Below are 18,779 nucleotides of genomic sequence, written 5' to 3' on the forward strand. Positions count from 1 at the left end.
CCAACCGCCGGCCCGCCGTACGGCGTTCCGGGCGCGTAGCTCAGTGGGAGAGCACTCGCCTTACAAGCGAGGGGTCGCAGGTTCGAAACCTGCCGCGCCCACCACACCATCTACTCGGTCCGTCCGCCCGGGTTGAGGATCGCGGGCAGCAGGGTCAGCCCGAACAGGATCAGCATCACGCCCGACCCGAGGTCGAGCACGCCGATCAGGCTGCCCACCGAATTGTGCGTGGTGAAGGGTGACTCGCCCAGGAAGGACATGCTCGACGCGGTGTGCAGGCAGGCCGCGGCAACGGCGCTGGGACCGTAGCCGACCGCGCTGCCGTCGAGGTACCGGTAGGAGCCGAAGGAGACCGCCGCCGTCAGGCAGAGCATGGAGTTGGCCAGCACCATCGACGCGGCGAGGTAGATGTAGACCCGCAACTCCGCGAGGTTCTCCCCGGTCGAGTCGACCCGGGTCCGGTGGAAGCCCGTGGTGAGGAACCGACGGGCGTAGCCGCGTACGGTCAGATACCAGGTCAGGGCCTCGAAGAACATCGCGATGACGATGGCGGCGGCGACGAGTGCGGCACCGAGAGTGAGCCAGCGGGTGCCTGGCGGCCGGGGCAGGAGGAAGGCGGGCCCGGCTGTGCTGAAGACAGTCAACGCGACCAGCCCGGGCGCGGTGAAGCAGACCGTGGCCCAGCACCGCAGCGCGACGGCCGCCGCCCGCCACCGCCGGGATTGTCGCTGCCACCGTAGGTACCGTCGCCGGATCCGGTGATCTTTGGCGCCGAACGGGAAGAACGTGCCGCCGCACTCGTCCAGCAGGCGAAGCTTGGCCGCGTCGTCGGCGGGCGGCATCCGGTCGTACGCGAGCCGGTAGTCCCCTCCCCGCTCGCTGATCCAGCGGATCGCGTTCGTGATGGCGGTCACCTTGAGCAGTCCGTGCAGGATGATCGTGATGTTGAGCAGGTCGACGACGACGGCCACCGCAGCTCACCTCGTCCGGGTGGGCACCTACCGAGAGTATCGAGATTCACCGATCGTATCGGCGTCGACTCACTCGGCACTGGTCCGCTCGGACGATTCGGTGCGGCGTGGTCGGTCCCGCCCCGGACGCGGAAGGAATCAGATGGGCTACGCGCGACTCGACGGCGTCCGATTCTGGTACGAGACGCACGGTGCCGGTCGACCGCTGGTGCTGCTGCACGGCGGGTTCGGCACGGTGGAGACCTTCGCCGCGATCCGGCCGGCGCTGGCGCGGCGTCGCCTGGTGGTCAGCGTCGACCTGCCGGGCCACGGCCGCACCCCCGACACCGGCCGCCCGCTGCGGTACGAGTCGATGGCCGACGACGTGGCGGCGCTGATCGCTCACCTTGGTCTGGGCGAGGTCGAGATGCTCGGCTTCTCCCTCGGCGGTGGGGTCGCGCTGCGGTTGGCGGTGCAGCACCGGCAGCTGCTCCGACGGCTGGTGGTGGTCTCCGCGCCGTGTCGGCGGCAGGGCTGGTTTCCCGAGGTGCTCGCCGGCATGCCCGAGCCCGACGAGGCGGCCGCCGAGCGGATGCGCGGCACCCCACCCGAGCAGCTCTACCGGCGTGTGGCGCCCCGACCGCAGGACTGGCCGCTGCTGTGGACCCGGACCGGTGAGCTGCTGCGCCTCGACTACGACTGGTCCCCGGAGGTCGCCGCGATCACCACCCCGACGATGCTCGTCTTCGCCGACGCCGACTCGGTTCGCCCGGCACACATGGTGGAGTTCTTCGGCCTGCTCGGCGGCGGCCATCGGGACGCCGGGTGGGACGGCACCGACCGCCCTGCTGCCCGGCTGGCCGTCCTGCCCGGACTCACCCACTACGACATCGTCGACTCACCCACCCTCCCCGCGGCGGTCCTGCCCTTCCTCACCCACCCGTCCACCCCGCCCACCTGACACCCCGCCCACCCCTCCGGCCCCAGCAACTTCGGGATTGTTGCCGGGTCACCGCTGCTCCGGGGCAGCAGTTTCGGGGATGTTGCTGGGTCGCTGCGGCTGGAGGCAGCAGTTTCGGGGATATTGCGGACTCGACGCTCGGCGCGGCGCGGGGCGGGGCGGGGCGGGGCGGCGTGGGGCGCGGGCGGGGTCAGGTGGTGGCGCGCTCGGCCAGCCAGGTGAGCAGGACTTCGGCCTGGGCCTGCTGGAACGCCCGGAGGGTGGGGATGCCCGGCGGTGCGGGCAGGCGCGCCCGGTCGGTGAAGAAGCCGGCCAGGCCGGCGTAGAGACCGGTCACCGCGTCAGGGTCGGCTGCGGCGGTGAGCGGAAGCCGACGGATCAGTGCCTCGGTGTCGTGCCCGCCCTGCAGGCGTACGTCGAGCAGCAGCATCGCGGTGTCCAGCCAGTTAGGGCCGCGAGCGGCCCAGGGCCAGTCGACCACTGTGACGCGGCCGGCCCGGTCGACGAGCAGGTTGTCCGCGCGGATATCCACGTGGCACAGGGTGTCGCCGGTCAGCGACGCGAGGCCGTGGTCCGCCCAGGAGCAGAGGTCGTCGAGATGCGTCCGGGCCCAGGCGTTCAACTCCGGGGGCGGGTCGTCGACGATTCGCCGCCAGCCGGCGAATTCATCGGCCAGCCGCTCGGCGATGGCCGGCACCTCGGCCACCGGGCTGGGCGTGAGCGCCGTCGCCATCCGGTTCAGGGCGTCCAGCACCGCGTCGAGTTCCTCGGCGCGCCACGGAGTGACCGGGTGGCGCCCGTCGACGTCGGTGAGCACCAGCGCCACCCAGTGGCCGTCGTCGTGACAGCCGAGCAACCGGGGCGTCGGGGCGTACCCGGGCAGTGCGGCGGTGATCCGCGCCTCGGCCCGGTGCATGTCCGGGGTGTCCGGGTTCTGGGTCGGGCTGGCCGCCTTGACGAAGGCGCGACGGCCGCTGGCGGTGCGTACCCGGTCGGCGGTGCCGGGGGAGTATCCGCCGGGCTGTGACACCGCTTCGATCACCCGGTCACCGAGGATCTGCTCCACGCCGGATCGGACATCGATGGGCAACTGGCCCCACCGCAGCCGATCCCTCGTTTGCGTCCGCATGGCGTCCACGCTGCCCGGCGGCCACCTGTTGGGGCAAGGCGTTTCCGTCGTCGTCGGCACCCCGACGGTCGGCGAGGACTGTCGGGGTGCGAGGCGTCCGTGCGGGCCGGCGGCTGGCAGGGTTGCCGAACCGCCGGCCCGGCCTACGTCGGTCAGTGCGTGAGCACGACCTCGACCTGCTGGCGGGTGCCCCAACCGGTCCGCCAGCACGTCAGCGCCCCGTACCAGCGGATCACTCTCAACACCACTGCCGCGAACACCACCGCCAGCGGCGCCAACAGCCACGTCCACACCCGGTGGCCAGCCGGTTCGTCAGACCGGCGAACCGTCAGGTAGCGCAACGTCTGCGCCCACCCCACGATGAACGTCACCGAGAACAGCCACGGCAGTGCCGTGAGCGTCGGTTCGACCACCGGGGACACGAACACGACGGTCACGAACACCACGGTGGCGACCACCATCGACGCCCAGCGCAGCAGATGTGCCCACCAGGCGTACGACCGCAGCGGCAGGTACCGCACCCGCCACCAGGAGCGGATGAAACTGCCCCGCATCCACCGCAGATACATGCGGCACAGGTGGCCGAACCGGTCCGGCATCAACGCGAACGCGAACGCGGTCGGCTGCTGCACGGTGCGTCCCCGGACCATCGCGAACAACGTCAACAGTGAATCATCGGAGAAGGCCACGGTCCGGCCGAAGAACCTCTCCGTCAGGTAGCCGTCAAGGTTGTCCCGGACGACAGCAGCCCGATAAGCGGCGATCGGCCCGGAGTTGACCCACACCGCCCCGAACACCGACAACGACGACCGGTCGGTGAGCTGGCCCGTGACGAACCACAAGTCGGTGATCCGGGCCAGAAACGACGACCGCACGTTCGCGGCCATCACCACCCCCGCCACCGACTGCACCCGAGGATCAGCGAACGGCAGCAGCAGCTCGTCGAGCGCCCGCGGATCGGAAACCGTGTCCGAGTCGACCGTCCAGTAGATGTCCGCGTCGCCGGTGGTGCGTACCGCAACGGCCTGTGCGTGCCGCTTGCCGGCGTTGGCCTGCACATGCCATGACACCGCGATCCCACACGTGGGGGCGGTGGCGAGAAACCATCGCTTCACGGTCTCGTACCCGCCGACGTCGGTCGAACCGTCGTCCACGACGCAGATGACATCAGGGGTGCGGGTCTGCCTGACCATGGATTCGAGGCAGGCACGCAGCGCCGCCGGGTCCTCGTTGTAGACGGGGACGATCGCCACCACCCGCAATCCGTCCAGGTACTCACGAGCCCGGCCGGTCGCCGTCGCCGGCCGCTCCAGGTAGGCGCCGCCGACCTGCCACAACAGCAACAGGAACATGCCCGCGTACACGTAGGTGAAGCGGTGCCCGGCGCCGTCGAGAGCGCGCGAAACCGCGAACACATGGTGGGCCGCCCATACCGCCGCGGCGGCCAGCACGACCGCCGCCGCGAGCAGCACCCGTCGGGGTCCGATGCGCGCGCTCATCCGTTGATCGTCCGTCCGCGTCGGAATGTCAACCGGATCATGCAGGCACCGGCGACCACCATCAGCACGCCGACAGCGGCGATGGCGAGCGGCAACGACAGTTGAACGACGCCGACACCAGCGGTGCCACCGATGGCGATCACGTCGAATCCGGTGCGGGGCAGGGTGCTACCTGACGACATCGAGCTCTCCGCTCGGGGCTGCGGGGGATGTGACGGCGGGCAGGGTGCAGCCCCAGTCGTGCCCCGGCCGCCGCATGGATCAGCCGCTCGGGGTGCGGGATCCGGTCGACACCCTCGCAAAGCCGTCAACCAGGGTCAACCACGCTCTGTCACCCCATCGAGCTAATGTGTGACCGCCTGAGGCGTGCCGGAGTTGGCCACTGCCGGGGCAAGTCGGCTTGTCGACAGCGGCCCCGCGTGGAATGCCGCAGTCTGTGCGGTCGGCCGCAGACACCGGCCGGACCAGGTCCGCCGGTCGCACCGTCTCATCGGGGGCGAGGAGACCCGCGAGGACTGTTCCCCAGCACAGCGGGGAAACGTCGGAGCGGACGCACCTGGGGAGGAGCGACGGATGACGCGTGCCGGACTGACCATCGGCGTGCTCGGCTCGTACGGTGGGCGCAATCTGGGCGACGAGGCGATCCTCACCGGTCTGCTGACCGATCTGCGCCAACAGGAGCCGCACGCTCGGATCATCGTGTTCTCACGGAATCCTGCGCACACCGCGCTCGCCCACCCGGATGTGGAGGCGGTGCCGTGGGAGGGGGTCAGCCGGACCGACTCGGCCCTCGTGCTGTCCCAGCTCGACCTGCTCATCCTGGGCGGCGGCGGCATCCTCTACGACAAGGAGGCGCGCCGCTACCTGCGGGTGGTTCGGGTGGCGCAGGAGCGGGGCCTGCCGCTGCTGACGTACGCCGTCGGCGTCGGGCCGCTCAACGAGATGGTGGACACCGGCATGGTCCGCGAGACGCTGGCCGGCGCGGTCCAGGTGACCGTACGCGACCAGGAGTCGCGGATGGTGCTGGAGGAGGCGGGCCTGCTCAACCCGATCACCGTCACCGGCGATCCGGCGTTCCTGCTGGAACCGGAGGACTTTCCCGCGCAGTTCCTCCGCGAGGAGGGCGTGCCGGACGGCAAACGGCTGGTCGGGATGAGCGTGCGGGAGCCGGGCCGGGCGGCGGAACGGCTGGACGTGGACGGATACCACCGGTTGCTGGCCCAGATCGGTGACTTCCTGGTGCACCGGATCGACGCGCACGTGCTGTTCGTGCCGATGGAGCGCGACGACATCCGGCACTCGCACGGCGTGCTGTCCCACATGATCGCCGCCGAGCGGGGGCGGATCCTGCACGGCACCTACTCACCGCAGCAGATCCTCGGGTTGATGCGGCACTTCGACCTGGCGGTCGGGATGCGCCTGCACTTCCTGATCTTCTCCGCGATGATGGGCACACCGTTCCTGCCCCTGCCGTACGCCGGCAAGGTCTTCGACCTCGCGCAGCGACTCGGGGTGCCGGCGTTGCGTGGCGTGGAACGTGAGGTGGAGGGCCCGCTGCTGGCCGAGGTGGATCAGTTGTGGGACGAACGCGAGCAGCGGGCCGAGGTCACCGCCCAGCGAGTGGCGCGGGTGTGTGACGAGGCCAGGGGCACCGCTCAGGTCACCCGGGCGGTGTTGGAGAGCCTGCGCAACCGGTCGCTGGTCGAGGTCGGCGCCTGACCGGCGCGGGGGTCGGCTTCAGACCGCCGGCCCCCGCCAGCAGTAGCGCCACTGCTGCCGATCGGTGTCGACGGACTCCAACTCGTAGATCTCCGCTGCCGCCAGCCCCTGTGGCCCCAGGTGATGGTGGGTCAGTGGGGGCCGGCCGTTCGGGTCCAGCTCGACGGTGACGTGCTCACCGTCGGCCGTGCCGCCCACCATCGGGATCTCAACCGTGGATGCCATGCGCCCATCCTGCCCCGGCCGTCGCCGAACCGCAGGGCGAAGCGCGATGATCCTGCCGTCAACCGGGCGCGTTGCACAGGGCGGCGTAGCGGTCCAGGTAGAGCGGCCATCCTCCGTCGTTGGCAACGCCGTCGCGGACGGACTCCCAGCCGGGGCCGTGCCGGTCGAGGTGGCGGTGCTCCAGTTCCACCCGGGTGCGGTGCGGGGTTTCGGCGACGAACCGCACCTCGACCTCGCTGGTGTTGTCAGGCTCGGTCTCGACCTGCCACCGGGGGCTGATGTCCCAGCTGAACACGACCCGGTCCGGCGGGTCGTAGGCGAGCACCCGGGCCCAGCGGCACTCGGTGCCGTCGACGCCACGGTCGTAGATGTGGCCACCGACCCTCGGCTCGAACACGGTCTCGGCGATCGCGACGCCGAGCAGGTTGTGTTCCGGTGGCTTGAAGTCGCCGAAGCGTCCGGTGAACGTGGTGAACGCCCGTTCGATGGGCGCGTTCACGATGATCTGGCGGCGCACCACCACATCCGCTGCCTGGGTCATGAGTCCTCCTCGCTGGTTTGGTCGACGACCTCCTGGTAGCCGTCCAGCGCGCGGTGCCAGAACGTGTCCAGTTGGTCGCGTAGGGCGGCCACGCCGGCCGGGTTGAGCCGGTAGACCCGCCGGGTGCCGGCCTGCCGGTCGACGACCAGCCCGGCGTCCTTGAGCACCTTCAGATGCTGGGACACCGCGGGTCGGCTGATCGGTAGTTCCCGGGCGAGTTCGCCGACGGCACGTGGCTGTTCCGCCAGGCACGCGACGATGGCGCGACGGGTGGGGTCGCCCAGGGCGTCCCAGCCTTCGCCGAATTGGTAAGTAGCCACGAACGGTAAGTTATGACTTACCTAATGGGTTGTCAAGCACGACCCGCAGCGGTGCACTCCGATTGGTCAGTCGCGGGGAAGCAGTCCCGGTGGGTACTCCATGCCGTCGTGGGTGCAGGCGGCAGCGGCGACCCGGGACGCGTACCCGGCCGCCTCAGCCCAGGTGGCGCCGCGCGACCGGGCCGCGATGATCCCCGCCGCGAAGGCGTCCCCGGCGCCGTTGGTGTCGATCACCGGGCCGGGCGGGACGGCCGCCGGAACGCGATGGACGTCCCGGCCCAGGTGCAGATCGGCACCGTCCGCGCCCCGGGTCACCAGCACCGGGCGCGGTGCCAGCGTGCCGGCCACGGCCGCCGCCCGGTCGCCGAGCGCCGCACCGCTGACCAGCACCAGCTCGGCGACGTCGGCGAAGGGGCGGTGGTAGGGGTTGTACCCGTCCCAGTCGTGCAGGTCGGTCGAGGTGCCCACCCCCTCGCCGAGCACGTCACCGAGGTCGGGCAGCAACCCCCGCACCCATCCCATGATCGACAGATGTACGTGCGTGGCGTCCTGGATCAGCTCCACCACCCGGGGTGCCGCGACGGGCGGTGGACCGTCCGAGTCCCGGGGGTCGTACAGCGACATCCGCCGCCCGCCGGGGTCGACCAGGTTCACCGACCGTCGGGTACCCGCCGGATCGTCGGTCAGCACCGCGCGCACGCCGGTACGGGCCAGCGCGGCCCGCACGACGGCGCCGGCCGGGTCCGTACCGACCGTGTCGACCACCGTCACCCGCAGCCCGAGCGCGTGTGCGGCGAGGACCACCCCGGCGCCGGTGTTGCCGACCCGCAGCTCGATCGGGTCGACGGTGACCGAGTCGACCACCGGCAGCGGCAGCCGGGGCACCCGCACCCGCACGTCGACGCCGAGGCCGCCGATCACCAGGAGGTCGCACACGGCGGCGACGCTAGCCGGTCGGCGCCGCCTATCCTTGCCCCGGGTCGCCGTCGGTGTAGCGCGGGCCCGTTTGGTCCGAGGGGGAGTGCGTGCTGGTCGTCCATGGGATGTGGCTGCCTGGCCGGGGTCTCGCGGTCTGGGCCGAGGACAGCACCCTGCCACCGGCGGCCCCGCGCCGCCCCGGCCGGGCACCACGGGCCCGCCCACACCCCTTCGCCGCCGGGCCCGCCTCGCTCGTCGCGCTGCTGGCCGACGCCGCCGAACCGGACGACCTCGGCATGGCGCTGCTGCGCCTGCCCACCCGCGCCGGCTCGCCGCTGGACTCGCCGGAGCTGGTCCGCACCGCCGCCGTGGCACCGGTCCGTGGTCCGGTCACCCTCGCCGGGTGGCAGGTCCCGGTGCTGGCGTACGCCCCGGACGCCGCGCTGTCGTTGCTGCGTACCGTCGAGAAGCTGGCCGCCGCACCCGGCGCGAGCCTGCGTCACCTGGCCGAGCTGGCCGACTTCGCCACCGACCTGGCCGCCCGCGGTCGGGTCCTGCCCAGCCTCGCCGACCCGTCCGTGCCCGCCGACCCGTCCGTGCCCGCCGACCCGTCCTTGCCGGCCGACGCGCCCTCGGCCGCCGACCCGTCCTTGCCGGCCGACGCGCCCTCGGCCGCCGAGGTCTCCGCCCGGGCGGTGTGGCGGCCGTTGCTTACCGGCACGGACGCCGCCTGGGCCCGGTCGCTGGCGCTGGCCCTGCCCCCCGCCGCCCGAGCCGTGGTCGAGGCGGACCTGCCCGCGTTGACGCCCGGCGGCCGGTCCGGGCCCAGCCGAGCGACCCGACCGGGTGCCGACCATCGGCGAACGACGTCGACCGGCGGCCCCGCCGGCGACCTGGGCCGGCCGTCCGCGACGCGGAGGCCCGGCCTGTCCGCGACCTGGGTGTCCGGTGCGCCCGGCGGCCCGGTCGAGGTGCCCGGGCTGCTGGTCGCCGACGCGCTCGACGCGCTCACCGACGCGGCGGTGCGCGCCGCGCTGCCGCCGGTGACGCTGGCCCGGGGGGTGCGACCGAACGGTGCCGTGACCGCCTGGCTGGGCGCGTTGACCGGGCCGCGTCGCGGGTTCACCGCCGAGGCGGCGGCGCTGCGCACGCTCCGCTCCGAGCTGGACCAGTGGCAGCGGGACGCCGCCGGTGGCACGGTGCGGGCCAGCTTCCGGCTGGTCGAGCCGTCGGCCGACGAGCTGACCGAAGCGGTGACGGTGGTGCCCGCCGACCCCGGCGCCGTCGTCGCCACCACCGGCCGGTGGCGGATCGAGTTCGGACTGCGCGCCACCGACGAGCCGGGCCTGCACGTCGACGCCGGACAGGTGTGGCGCGGCGACGGCGTGACCGTGGCCGGTGACCAGCCACCGGAGATCCTGCTGGCCGAACTCGGCCGGGCCAGCCGACTGTGGCCGGAACTGGACGCGGCCCTGCGTACCGCCCGGCCGGAGGCGCTGGAGCTGGACACCGAGGGCGCGCACCGATTCCTGCGCGAGGGCGCGCCGACGCTGCACGCCGCGGGCTTCACGGTGCTGCTGCCGTCCTGGTGGCGGCGGCCCGCCTCGCGGCTCGGCGCCCGGCTGCGGGCCCGCTCCCGCAGCGCACCCGGTGCGGTGACCGGCCCGGACGACCGGGTGGGACTGGACGCCCTGGTCGACTACCGCTGGGAGCTGGCTCTGGGCGACGAGCCGCTGACCTCCGACGAGTTGACCCGGCTGGCGGAGCTGAAGACCCCGCTGGTGAGGCTGCGGGGGCGCTGGGTCGAACTGGACCCGAAGCGGCTTGCCGCCGGCCTGCGACTGCTGCGGTCCGCCGGCGAGCTGACCGTGGCCGACCTGCTGCGGCTCGGCCTGTCCGACGCCGAGCAACCGGACGCGTTGCCGGTGCTCGAAGTCAGCGCCGACGGGGCGCTCGGCGACCTGCTCGCCGGGGCCGTGGACCGCCGGCTCGCCCCGCTGGACGAGCCGCCGTCCTTTCAGGGCACGCTGCGGCCGTACCAACGGCGGGGGTTGGCCTGGCTGGCGTTCCTCCAGTCGCTGGGGCTCGGTGGAGTGCTCGCCGACGACATGGGACTGGGCAAGACGGTGCAGCTGCTGGCGTTGTTGGCCGCCGATCCGCCGCAGGCCGGTCCGACCCTGCTGGTCTGTCCGATGTCGCTGGTCGGCAACTGGCAGCGGGAGGCCGCCCGGTTCACCCCGGACCTGCGCGTACACGTGCACCATGGCGCTCAGCGGGCTCGTGGCGCGGAGTTCACCGCCGCCGTGCATGCCGCGGACCTGGTGCTCACCACGTACTCGGTGGCTGCCCGGGACGCCGCGGAGCTGGCCGGCGTCGACTGGCACCGGGTGGTGGTGGACGAGGCCCAGGCCATCAAGAACGCCGCCACCCGGCAGGCCGAGGCGGTACGCGCGCTGCCCGCCCGGCACCGCATCGCGGTCACCGGTACGCCGGTGGAGAACCGGCTGGCGGACCTGTGGTCCATCATGCAGTTCGCCAACCCGGGCCTGCTCGGCCCGGCGGCGACGTTCCGTAAACGGTTCGCCGAGCCGATCGAGCGGCACGGGGACGCCGAGACCGCCGAACGGCTCCGCCGGATCACCGGCCCGTTCGTGCTGCGTCGGCTCAAGACCGACTCGTCGATCATCTCAGACCTGCCGGAGAAGCTGGAGATGGAGGTCTTCTGCAACCTCACCGCCGAGCAGGCGGCGCTCTACCGGGCGGTCGTCGACGACATGCTGGCCCGGATCGAGTCGAGTGACGGCATCGAGCGGCGCGGGCTGGTGCTGGCCACCATGACCCGCCTCAAGCAGGTCTGCAACCATCCCGCACAGATGCTTCGCGACGGCTCGCCCCTGCCCGGCCGGTCGGGCAAACTGGCCCGGCTGGAGGAGATCCTCGACGAGGTCCTGGCGGCGGGGGAGAAGGCCCTGCTGTTCACCCAGTACGCGGAGTTCGGCGGGATGCTTCGCGGGCATCTGTCGGCGCGGTTCGGGCGGGAGGTGCTGTTCCTGCACGGCGGGGTCGGCAAGGCCGACCGGGACGCCATGGTGGCCCGCTTCCAGTCCGACGGCGGGCCGGCGCTGTTCGTCCTGTCGCTCAAGGCCGGCGGGACGGGGCTGACGCTGACCGCCGCGAACCACGTGGTGCACGTCGACCGGTGGTGGAATCCGGCGGTGGAGGACCAGGCCACCGACCGGGCGTTCCGGATCGGACAGCGGCGCCGGGTGCAGGTCCGCAAGTTCGTCTGCGCCGGCACCGTGGAGGAGAAGGTCGCCGCGCTGATCGCCGACAAGCGTGGCCTGGCCGCCTCGGTGGTCGGTACCGGTGAGCAGTGGGTCACCGAGCTGTCCACCGCCCAACTGCGTGAGTTGTTCGCCCTGGAGGCGGGGGCGGTGGCCGAGTGAGCGCCGACAGGTTCGCCGACTACGGCCCGCCGCGCCGGGTCGACGGTGGCCTGCGGGCGCGCAGCACCCGGGGCGCGATCGGGGTCTCCTGGTGGTCCCGCCGGTTCCTGGAGGTGCTGGAGTCGTTCGCGCTCGGCACCCGGCTCACCCGGGGCCGGTCGTACGCCCGGGCCGGCCAGGTGCTGCGCCTCGACGTCGCGCCGGGCGTGGTGACCGCAATGGTGCAGGGCTCGCGAGCCAAGCCGTACCGGGTGAGCGTCGCACTGCCGCCCTTTCCGGCTCGGCTGTGGGCCCGGATCGAGCAGGAACTCGCGGCCCAGGCGTTCTTCAGCGCCCGGCTGCTCGCCGGCGACCTGCCGGCCGAACTGGAGGAGCTGTTCGACGCGGCCGAGGCACCGCTGTTCCCGGCGGCGGTCGACGAGCTGGACCAGCGGTGCTCGTGCCCCGACGTCGCGGTGCCCTGCAAACACCTCGCCGCCACCTTCTACCTGCTCGCCGAGGCGTTCGACGCGGACCCGTTCACCCTGCTGCACTGGCGCGGTCGCAGCCGGACGGACCTGCTCACCCGGCTACGTCAACTGCGCTCCGGCACGTCGGGCGCCGACGCCTCGGCGGGCCGGCGGACCGGTGGCGGCGAGCCGGCGGTCCGAGCCGGCGCACCGGCAGCCGGTGTCGAGGCTCCGGCGCGGGACGTCGCGGCGCCGCCGGAGCCGACTCGTCGACGTGGCCGCTCCCGCACCCGGGACACCGCGCCGACCGGCACCGACCAGGATGCCGACGGCGGGTGGCCCGGTCAGCCCGGGGCGGACGTACCCGCCGCCGGTGCCCTCCGGGCGCTGGCCGACCTGCCCGGCACGCCGCTCGCCGAGGCGGTGGACCGGTTCTGGCTGCCGCCCGTGCCACTGCCGGACCGTCCGCCCAGCCTGACCGCCCGTCCGGATCTGCTGTTGCGACAACTGGGCGCGCCCGCCCCGGCCATCGGTGGACCGGGACTCGTCGAACGCCTGCGCCACGCCTACCGCCAGCTCGGCGACCAGGCCGATGTTCCGCCGTCCGGGTCACGCTCGGTCCCGGACCGAACGGCTTCCTCGCCATGAGGTCACCCCGATCCTGGACGGCACGCGGCCCTGACACTCACAGCCAACGTTGGCGGAACCGCCACATCAGCGCCGCGTTCGTCAACAGCACCACCGCGAAGATCGCCCCGGCAAGCCGGCCGGCGAGTACGGTGGTCGCCGGCAGCGCCGCCCAGAGCACGACGGTCAACAACAGCAGCCAGCGGCCGTGCCGACCCCGGGCCCGATTGTCGAGCCGGGCGAAGAACGCCGGATCGCTCTCCCGCAGGTGGCGGGTGATCTGCTCGAATCTGCGTTGGTCCTCTTTGCTGAGCATGTGCCTTCCCCTCACGCGTTCAGCAACGGTGCGGCGGAATACCCGCTGCGGAGCGGGCTCACGCGCTGTTGCTGTTGCTACTTTGGTGACCGACGACCCACCCGCGTGGCCGGTCGACAGCTGAGCGGCCCCTTATCCGCGTCTTAAATTTCACCGGTGTGACGGCCCGGCACGGCGACGGCACCGGGGACGGAAATGTCGCCCGCGCGGCGGCGGCGGCCGGCAAAGGGCCTGCTTGTGACGTGCGTACCCGATCGGCCGGTAACCGCCCGACGTCGGCCTCCGATGGGCGCCGCGTTGACTGCCCCCGATCTGCCGGCCTTGTCGCCGGTGCCGACCGGTGACTACCTTCCCGGGGCAAACCCTCAGGCATCAGTCGTCGCATCTCGGGAGACCGGTCACGTCCCGGGTCGACGCTCCCGGCAGGAATCGGAAACGGTGCATGGCCGATCAGCTCGACGAGTGCGGCGGCGGCGCGTGACGACCTACCCCCGCCCGTACGCCGATCCCCGGTCGACCGGGCCGGGGCCGACTGCGTCGGCGTCACCGCCGGCCGTGCCACGGCGTGGCGCCGGTGGCCGGCGGCTGCTGATCGTGCTGTTCCTGGGTGGTCTGGTAGCCAGCGTGCTGCCGTGGTGGCGGGACACCCCGGCCGGTTCGTTGACCGGTGCCACCGCGATGACCACCGCCGCCGGGCAGATCACCGGACTGGTCGCCGGCTACCTGCTGCTGGTCCAGATGCTGATGATGAGCCGCCTGCCGGTGCTGGAACGGTGGGCCGGCGGGGAGCGGATCGCCCGCTGGCATCGCGACGTCGCCGCCACGCTGCTGGTCGCGGTGCTCGCCCACACGGCCCTGATCCTGGTCGGCTACGCCGGGCTGGAGGGTCGCTCGCTGCTCGGCCAGGCCGGCGTGATGTTCCGCGAGTACCAGGACATGGCCGCCGCGTTCGCCGCCGCCGGCCTGCTGGTGCTGGTCGGGTTGGCCAGCGTGCGGGCGGTACGCCGGGTGCTGCCGTACGAGCTGTGGCACGCCACCCACCTGGCCGCGTACGCCGTGCTGCTGCTCGGCTTCGCCCACCAGTTCAGCAACGGCAGCCAGCTGTTCCGGCCCGGCCCGGCGCGTACCGGATGGATCGCCCTGTACGTGCTGGTGGTCGCCGCGTGGCTGTGGGGTCGGGTGATCGTCCCGCTGCGGTTCAACCTGCGGCACCGGCTACGGGTCGGTGACGTGGTCCCGGAAAGCCCCGACGCCGTCTCGCTCTATCTGACCGGGGTTGGTCTCGACCGGCTGGAGCTGCTGGGCGGGCAGTTCTTCCGCTGGCGTTTCCTGACCCGGGGCTGCTGGTGGCAGTCGCACCCGTTCTCGGTCTCCGCCGCCGCCAACGACCGCTGGCTGCGCCTGACCGTGCGGGTGGTCGGTCGGCACACCCAGGACCTGCGCAACCTCGACCCGGGCGTGCGTGTCTGGGCGGTCGGCCCGTCGGGCACCTGCACGGCGGCCCACCGAACCCGCGAGCGGGCCCTGCTGATCGCCGCCGGCAGCGGCATCACCCCGCTGCGGGCGATGCTTGAGGAACTGCCGCCGGGCGCCGCACTGATCTACCGGGCCCGTACCCCTGCCGACCTGCTGTTGCGGGAGGAACTGGACTGGCTGACCCGCAACCGCGGCCTGCGGGTCTGGTACGTCGTCGGCTCCCGCGACGACCCGGGCCCACGGCAGGTGACGACCCCGGACGGACTGCGCCGGCTGGTGCCGGACGTGGCCCGTCGCGACGTCTACCTGTGCGGACCACCCGGCCTGGTCGAGCAGTATCGCCGGGTGCTCCGGCAGGCCGGCGTCCGCCGCCGCCAGATCCATCTCGCCACCTTCGAACTCTGAGAGGGTCCATCGCATGCGTCGCGCGTTACTCGCGATCACCGGCCTGGCCGCCAGCACCACCGCGCTCGTGGTGTTCAAGGCCGCCCCGGGCACCGGTCACCTCGCCCAGGCGGTGCCTGCCCCGGCACCCACCGCCACCGAAAAGGCGGAACCGACACCCGGCAAGGGCGCGACGAAACCGAAGGCCAGCAGCTCGCCGAAGCCGACGCGCAGCGCCTCCGGGGCGAGCCGGTCCGGTTCCAGTGCTGCCCCGAAGACACCCGCCGCGCAACCCAGCCCCAGCACCGTCGTCGGGCCGGTGGTGCGCAACGAGTTCGGTGACGTGCAGGTCCGCATCACGGTGGTCGGCGACGAGATCGTCAACGCGGCGGCGCTGCGACTGCCGCGCGGGACGGCCCAGTCCGACCAGCGCAGCGACCAGGTCGACAGCCGGTACAGCGGGACGGTGGGCATGGTGGTGGAACGGCAGAGCGCCGACCTGGACACCGTCTCGGGCGCGACCGCGACAAGCGACGCCTACCGGCGGTCGGTGCAGGCCGCGATCGATCAGGCCCGGTGAGCATGGCCACCGCTACCCGACCCGGGCTGCGACGGGTCGAACCCGTGATGGGTACTCCGGTAAGCCTCGACATCGCCGACGACCGGCCCATGACCGAGCTGGCCGCGCTGGCCGACGAGGTGTTCGCCTGGCTGCGGGAGGTGGACGCGAGGTTCAGCACGTACCGGCCGGACAGCGAGGTGTGTCGCTTCGACCGGGGCGAGCTGCTGCTCTCCGAGGCGTCGGCCGACCTGCGCCGGGTGCTGGAACGCTGCGCAGACCTGTGGGGTGCCACCGACGGCTTCTTCGACGCGTACGCCACCGGCGGGCTGGACCCGTCCGGATACGTCAAGGGCTGGGCGGTCCAGGTGGCCTCGGATCGGCTGCGCGCCGCCGGTGCCGACAACCATTGCCTGAACGCCGGTGGTGACGTCCGGGTACGGGGGCATTCGTCGACCGGGTTGCCGTGGCGGATCGGCGTCCGGCATCCCTGGAACCCGTCGGCGGTCTGTCTGGTGCTCAGCGGGACGGACCTCGCGGTCGCCACGTCGGGGGTCTACGAACGCGGCCACCACGTGCGGGATCCACGTCGTGGCGCCCCGGCCCGGGGTCTGCGGTCGGTGACGGTGGTCGGGCCCGACCTCGGGCTGGCCGATGCGTACGCCACCGCGGCCGTGGCCATGGGCGTGGCCGGGATCGGCTGGCTGGATCGGCTGCCCGGGTACCGGCACGCGGTGGTCACCGACGACGCGCGGTGTCTGCACTCCACCGACCTGCCACTGAGCACCACCGACCCCGTCAACTGACCACCCGCCCGTACGCGGGAAACTGGTGCCGGGTCAGGGCCAGCGGGCCGGGCGGTGGGTGCTGGCCGGGCGGGATCCGGTCGGTCGCGGACGGCCGGGTCGGGCGCCCGGGGGACGGGTGGCCGCCCAGCGGTGGCCGGGCCGGTGTCGCCGGGGCGGCTCTGCGCCGCCCGGATGGTTTCTGGTGTCGCCGGTGGACATCGCATCCCCGCTCCCGGCGCAGGCGCGCCGTCGAAGGGTTCAACGAGCGCTGGTCCGTCGGGGTCTCGCTGCCGGCGCGTCGCAGCGCGGGCCACCCGCTTCAGCGGCCCCGGCGGGGCAGTGGCAACTGGCCGGGGACCAGCGCCGAGGTGAGCGTCACGCCGGTCGCCCGTAGCGCCTCGACAAGCGTGTTCTGCACCAGGTAGGAGTCCGGTAGCTGCCACCGGGCCTGCTCCGGTGCGACCGCCCAGCGGACCTGTCCCTCGGGCAGCCGGGTCGGTGGCGCCGCGACCCAGGAGCCGCGGCCGTGCAGGACCACGTCGAAGCAGTGCTCCAGTTCCGGTCGCAGCGGGTCGCCCGGGCGGACCAGGAACATCCACCGTCCGGTCGGGCTGACCAGCACCGGCCCGCGTACCCCCGGGCCGACCGGGTGGACGCGCACCGCGTCCAGGACCAGCCGGCCCAGGTGGGCGGGGATCTCCAGCACGTCGAAGGAACGGCCGGTGGGCAGCAGTACGCCGTGCGGCCGGGACCGCCACCAGGTGGCCACCCGCGCCGGATCGGTGCTGGCGGCGCGCTCCCAGTCCTCAAGCGCGGGATGGCAGCCGACCGTCGGGCAGCCGGCCCGGCCGCAGACGAAGCGGCTGCGCGCCAGGCAGGCGCCCGGGGTCACCGCCCACCCGTGCAGGGCGTAGCGCACGGCGACCCGGCGCAGTCGTACCCGTTCCAACGGCGACAGACGCGCCACGTGTGGCCCGACATTCCCCCACATTGGTGCCATCTCCCCTCGCCGCGCCCGGCCGGCGCCAGCTCGTACGTCGAGACCCGTCACTGCCGCAGCCCGTCCTCGTTCTGTTTGACAAAGTGGCCGATGCAACTTGCACGAAAAGTACGAGGTTCGGCCGGACGGCTGACGCACCTCCTGTGCGACCAGCGGAAACCTGGTCTACGGACGGATCGCCGCGCCCACGGAACGGCCCCCGGCCCCCGGCCAGGGCTCCAGCAAGGGGAGGACTGGGCAGATGGACGAGTTACCCATCGGGCGGCGGGTGGCCTACTGGCGCGGCCGGCGCAAGATGTCACAGCAGGTTTTCGCCGACCGGTTGGGCAAGTCGAAGAGCTGGGTCGACAAGATCGAGCGGGGCGTACGGCGGCTGGACAAGTTCTCCGTGCTCTACGAGATCGCCGACATCCTTCAGATGGACGTGCAACTGCTGCTCGGCAAGGACCCGGAGCGGCGCACCGACGCACTCAACTGCATCGACCAGTTCGAGGTCGAGGAGATCCGGGCCGCCCTGGAGCGGTACGACTCGATAAGCGCCTACTTCGACGCCGTACCGAGCCCGCCGCCGCTCGCCGACATGAGCAAGGCGGTCACCCACGCCTGGCTGACCTACCAGTACGGTCGCTACGGGATGCTCACCCGGGCCCTGCCGAAGCTGCTCCGCGACGCCCAGGCGGCCGACGCCGCCTACGGCGGTGACCAGTCCCAGCGCGCCGCCCACCTGCTCGGGCAGGTCTACCAGCTCGCCTCCTCGGTGCTCCGCAAGCTGGGCGAGTGCGATCTCGCCTGGCTCGCCGCCGACCGTTCCATCGCGGTCGCGCAGCGCGCCGACGATCCACTGCTCGCCGGGGTCGCCACCACCCGGGTCTGCAACGCGCTGGTGGCGATGGGTCGGCCCCGGCCCGCCCTGGAGCTGAACGTGCGGATCGCCAACCAGCTCGCTCCGGGCGGCGGCAACGACAGCCGTCCAGAGCGCCTGTCCGTCTACGGGATGCTGCTGCTCCAGGGCGCGATGGCCGCCTCACGCATCGGTGACACCGCCACCGTGGAGGATCTGCTCGACGGAGCCCACGCGGCGGCGACCGAACTCGGCGGCGACCAGAACCACTACTGGACCTCGTTCGGGCCGACGAACGTGGAGCTGCACCGGGCGGCGGCCGCTGTCGAGCTCGGCGACGGTGGGCGGGCCGTCGAGGTGCACCTCCAGCGGATCCAGCCGGCGCCGTTCGACGCGATGCTGCCCGAACGCCGGGCGCACCACCTGCTGGACCTGGCCCGGGGCTACGCGCTGATCGGCGACGTCGCCAACGCCGGGGAGATGCTGCTGCGCGGCGACCGCCTGGCACCGTCCGAGATCCGCTGCCGCCCGATCGCGCACGAGGTGATGTCGGACGTGCTTCGTCGCACACGTGGTGCGCCGCCTTCGCCGATCGCAGAGTTGGCTGAGCACATGGGAGTAGGAGTATGAC

The 18,779-nt window shown here is 72.7% G+C and carries 18 protein-coding genes, 1 tRNA gene and 1 pseudogene; 10 read left to right on the forward strand and 10 right to left on the reverse strand.

Annotation, left to right across the window (positions count from 1 at the left end):
- Nucleotides 1–29: 29 nt before the first annotated feature.
- Nucleotides 30–104, forward strand: a tRNA-Val gene (locus tag KBX00_RS13840).
- A 6-nt stretch (nt 105–110) separates the two neighbouring features.
- Here KBX00_RS13840 and KBX00_RS13845 read toward each other — a convergent pair.
- Nucleotides 111–971, reverse strand: a complete 861-nt coding sequence (locus tag KBX00_RS13845) for a hypothetical protein (protein WP_210826871.1) — start codon at nt 969–971, stop codon at nt 111–113.
- 142 nt (nt 972–1,113) lie between these two features.
- Between KBX00_RS13845 and KBX00_RS13850 the strand changes: the two genes are divergently transcribed.
- Nucleotides 1,114–1,911 (forward strand): alpha/beta fold hydrolase, encoded by a 798-nt coding sequence (locus tag KBX00_RS13850; RefSeq protein ID WP_210826873.1) that lies wholly within the window; start codon nt 1,114–1,116, stop codon nt 1,909–1,911.
- 190 nt (nt 1,912–2,101) lie between these two features.
- Here the strand turns inward: KBX00_RS13850 and KBX00_RS13855 are convergent, their stop codons facing one another.
- From KBX00_RS13855 to KBX00_RS13865, 3 genes are all read right to left on the reverse strand, one after another.
- Nucleotides 2,102–3,040: a phosphotransferase gene (locus KBX00_RS13855; protein WP_210826875.1), complete on the reverse strand. Its 939-nt coding sequence runs from the start codon at nt 3,038–3,040 to the stop codon at nt 2,102–2,104.
- 152 nt (nt 3,041–3,192) lie between these two features.
- Nucleotides 3,193–4,539, reverse strand: a complete 1,347-nt coding sequence (locus tag KBX00_RS13860; RefSeq protein WP_210826877.1) for a glycosyltransferase — start codon at nt 4,537–4,539, stop codon at nt 3,193–3,195.
- Nucleotides 4,536–4,721: a hypothetical protein gene (locus tag KBX00_RS13865; RefSeq protein WP_210826879.1), complete on the reverse strand. Its 186-nt coding sequence runs from the start codon at nt 4,719–4,721 to the stop codon at nt 4,536–4,538. Before KBX00_RS13865 ends, KBX00_RS13860 begins: the two co-directional genes overlap by 4 nt.
- A 391-nt stretch (nt 4,722–5,112) precedes the next feature.
- Here KBX00_RS13865 and KBX00_RS13870 point away from each other — a divergent pair, with 391 nt between their 5' ends.
- Nucleotides 5,113–6,258, forward strand: coding sequence for a polysaccharide pyruvyl transferase family protein (locus tag KBX00_RS13870; RefSeq protein ID WP_210826882.1), 1,146 nt, complete (start codon nt 5,113–5,115; stop codon nt 6,256–6,258).
- Between the two features lie 18 nt (nt 6,259–6,276).
- Here KBX00_RS13870 and KBX00_RS13875 read toward each other — a convergent pair whose 3' ends face one another.
- From KBX00_RS13875 to KBX00_RS13890, 4 genes are all read right to left on the reverse strand, one after another.
- Entirely contained in the window at nt 6,277–6,483 is a 207-nt protein-coding gene (locus KBX00_RS13875; protein ID WP_210826884.1) for a hypothetical protein, read from the reverse strand.
- A gap of 58 nt (nt 6,484–6,541) precedes the next feature.
- Nucleotides 6,542–7,024, reverse strand: a complete 483-nt coding sequence (locus tag KBX00_RS13880; protein WP_210826886.1) for an SRPBCC family protein — start codon at nt 7,022–7,024, stop codon at nt 6,542–6,544.
- Nucleotides 7,021–7,344: a helix-turn-helix transcriptional regulator gene (locus KBX00_RS13885; protein ID WP_210826888.1), complete on the reverse strand. Its 324-nt coding sequence runs from the start codon at nt 7,342–7,344 to the stop codon at nt 7,021–7,023. Before KBX00_RS13885 ends, KBX00_RS13880 begins: the two co-directional genes overlap by 4 nt.
- A 66-nt stretch (nt 7,345–7,410) precedes the next feature.
- Complete coding sequence (locus KBX00_RS13890; RefSeq protein WP_210826890.1) at nt 7,411–8,280, reverse strand: carbohydrate kinase family protein; 870 nt, start codon at nt 8,278–8,280, stop codon at nt 7,411–7,413.
- Between the two features lie 89 nt (nt 8,281–8,369).
- On the opposite strand from KBX00_RS13890, the pseudogene KBX00_RS29815 reads away from it, so the two are divergent.
- The 3 genes and pseudogenes from KBX00_RS29815 to KBX00_RS13900 form a co-directional block, all read left to right on the forward strand.
- Nucleotides 8,370–9,501 (forward strand): annotated as a pseudogene (locus tag KBX00_RS29815) (ATP-dependent helicase); the annotation flags it as partial.
- A 152-nt stretch (nt 9,502–9,653) separates the two neighbouring features.
- A complete protein-coding gene (locus KBX00_RS29820) occupies nt 9,654–11,708 on the forward strand; it encodes a DEAD/DEAH box helicase (protein WP_374225300.1) in 2,055 nt (684 codons plus the stop codon).
- Entirely contained in the window at nt 11,705–12,805 is a 1,101-nt protein-coding gene (locus KBX00_RS13900) for an SWIM zinc finger family protein (RefSeq protein WP_210826894.1), read from the forward strand. Before KBX00_RS29820 ends, KBX00_RS13900 begins: the two co-directional genes overlap by 4 nt.
- Nucleotides 12,806–12,842: 37 nt before the next feature.
- On the opposite strand, the gene KBX00_RS13905 is transcribed toward KBX00_RS13900, so the two are convergent.
- A complete protein-coding gene (locus KBX00_RS13905; RefSeq protein WP_204006085.1) occupies nt 12,843–13,100 on the reverse strand; it encodes a DUF3040 domain-containing protein in 258 nt (85 codons plus the stop codon).
- Between the two features lie 555 nt (nt 13,101–13,655).
- Between KBX00_RS13905 and KBX00_RS13910 the strand changes: the two genes are divergently transcribed.
- From KBX00_RS13910 to KBX00_RS13920, 3 genes are read left to right on the forward strand one after another with little or no spacing between them, the layout of a single operon-like run.
- Nucleotides 13,656–14,981 (forward strand): ferric reductase-like transmembrane domain-containing protein, encoded by a 1,326-nt coding sequence (locus KBX00_RS13910; RefSeq protein WP_307868613.1) that lies wholly within the window; start codon nt 13,656–13,658, stop codon nt 14,979–14,981.
- Between the two features lie 13 nt (nt 14,982–14,994).
- Entirely contained in the window at nt 14,995–15,540 is a 546-nt protein-coding gene (locus tag KBX00_RS13915; protein ID WP_210826898.1) for an FMN-binding protein, read from the forward strand.
- A 47-nt stretch (nt 15,541–15,587) separates the two neighbouring features.
- The gene (locus KBX00_RS13920; protein ID WP_210826900.1) at nt 15,588–16,325 is read left to right on the forward strand and encodes an FAD:protein FMN transferase; all 738 of its coding nucleotides are present in this window, start codon (nt 15,588–15,590) and stop codon (nt 16,323–16,325) included.
- A gap of 301 nt (nt 16,326–16,626) precedes the next feature.
- Here KBX00_RS13920 and KBX00_RS13925 read toward each other — a convergent pair whose 3' ends face one another.
- Nucleotides 16,627–17,307 (reverse strand): bifunctional DNA primase/polymerase, encoded by a 681-nt coding sequence (locus KBX00_RS13925; RefSeq protein ID WP_210826902.1) that lies wholly within the window; start codon nt 17,305–17,307, stop codon nt 16,627–16,629.
- A gap of 241 nt (nt 17,308–17,548) precedes the next feature.
- Here KBX00_RS13925 and KBX00_RS13930 point away from each other — a divergent pair, with 241 nt between their 5' ends.
- On the forward strand, nt 17,549–18,778 hold the full coding sequence (locus tag KBX00_RS13930; RefSeq protein ID WP_210826904.1) for a helix-turn-helix domain-containing protein: 1,230 nt from the start codon (nt 17,549–17,551) through the stop codon (nt 18,776–18,778).
- Nucleotide 18,779 lies beyond the last annotated feature (1 nt).

The sequence above is a fragment of the Micromonospora sp. C95 genome (genome assembly GCF_018070465.1).
Lineage (GTDB): Bacteria > Actinomycetota > Actinomycetes > Mycobacteriales > Micromonosporaceae > Micromonospora.

Excerpts from the sequence above, each read along its gene's own strand:
- KBX00_RS13850 (WP_210826873.1), top strand. The coding sequence starts at position 1,114 with ATGGGCTACGCGCGACTCGACGGCGTCCGATTCTGGTACGAGACGCAC.
- KBX00_RS13855 (WP_210826875.1), bottom strand. The coding sequence starts at position 3,040 with ATGCGGACGCAAACGAGGGATCGGCTGCGGTGGGGCCAGTTGCCCATC.
- KBX00_RS13860 (WP_210826877.1), bottom strand. The coding sequence starts at position 4,539 with ATGAGCGCGCGCATCGGACCCCGACGGGTGCTGCTCGCGGCGGCGGTC.
- KBX00_RS13865 (WP_210826879.1), bottom strand. The coding sequence starts at position 4,721 with ATGTCGTCAGGTAGCACCCTGCCCCGCACCGGATTCGACGTGATCGCC.
- KBX00_RS13870 (WP_210826882.1), top strand. The coding sequence starts at position 5,113 with ATGACGCGTGCCGGACTGACCATCGGCGTGCTCGGCTCGTACGGTGGG.
- KBX00_RS13875 (WP_210826884.1), bottom strand. The coding sequence starts at position 6,483 with ATGGCATCCACGGTTGAGATCCCGATGGTGGGCGGCACGGCCGACGGT.
- KBX00_RS13880 (WP_210826886.1), bottom strand. The coding sequence starts at position 7,024 with ATGACCCAGGCAGCGGATGTGGTGGTGCGCCGCCAGATCATCGTGAAC.
- KBX00_RS13905 (WP_204006085.1), bottom strand. The coding sequence starts at position 13,100 with ATGCTCAGCAAAGAGGACCAACGCAGATTCGAGCAGATCACCCGCCAC.
- KBX00_RS13915 (WP_210826898.1), top strand. The coding sequence starts at position 14,995 with ATGCGTCGCGCGTTACTCGCGATCACCGGCCTGGCCGCCAGCACCACC.
- KBX00_RS13920 (WP_210826900.1), top strand. The coding sequence starts at position 15,588 with ATGGGTACTCCGGTAAGCCTCGACATCGCCGACGACCGGCCCATGACC.
- KBX00_RS13925 (WP_210826902.1), bottom strand. The coding sequence starts at position 17,307 with ATGGCACCAATGTGGGGGAATGTCGGGCCACACGTGGCGCGTCTGTCG.
- KBX00_RS13930 (WP_210826904.1), top strand. The coding sequence starts at position 17,549 with ATGGACGAGTTACCCATCGGGCGGCGGGTGGCCTACTGGCGCGGCCGG.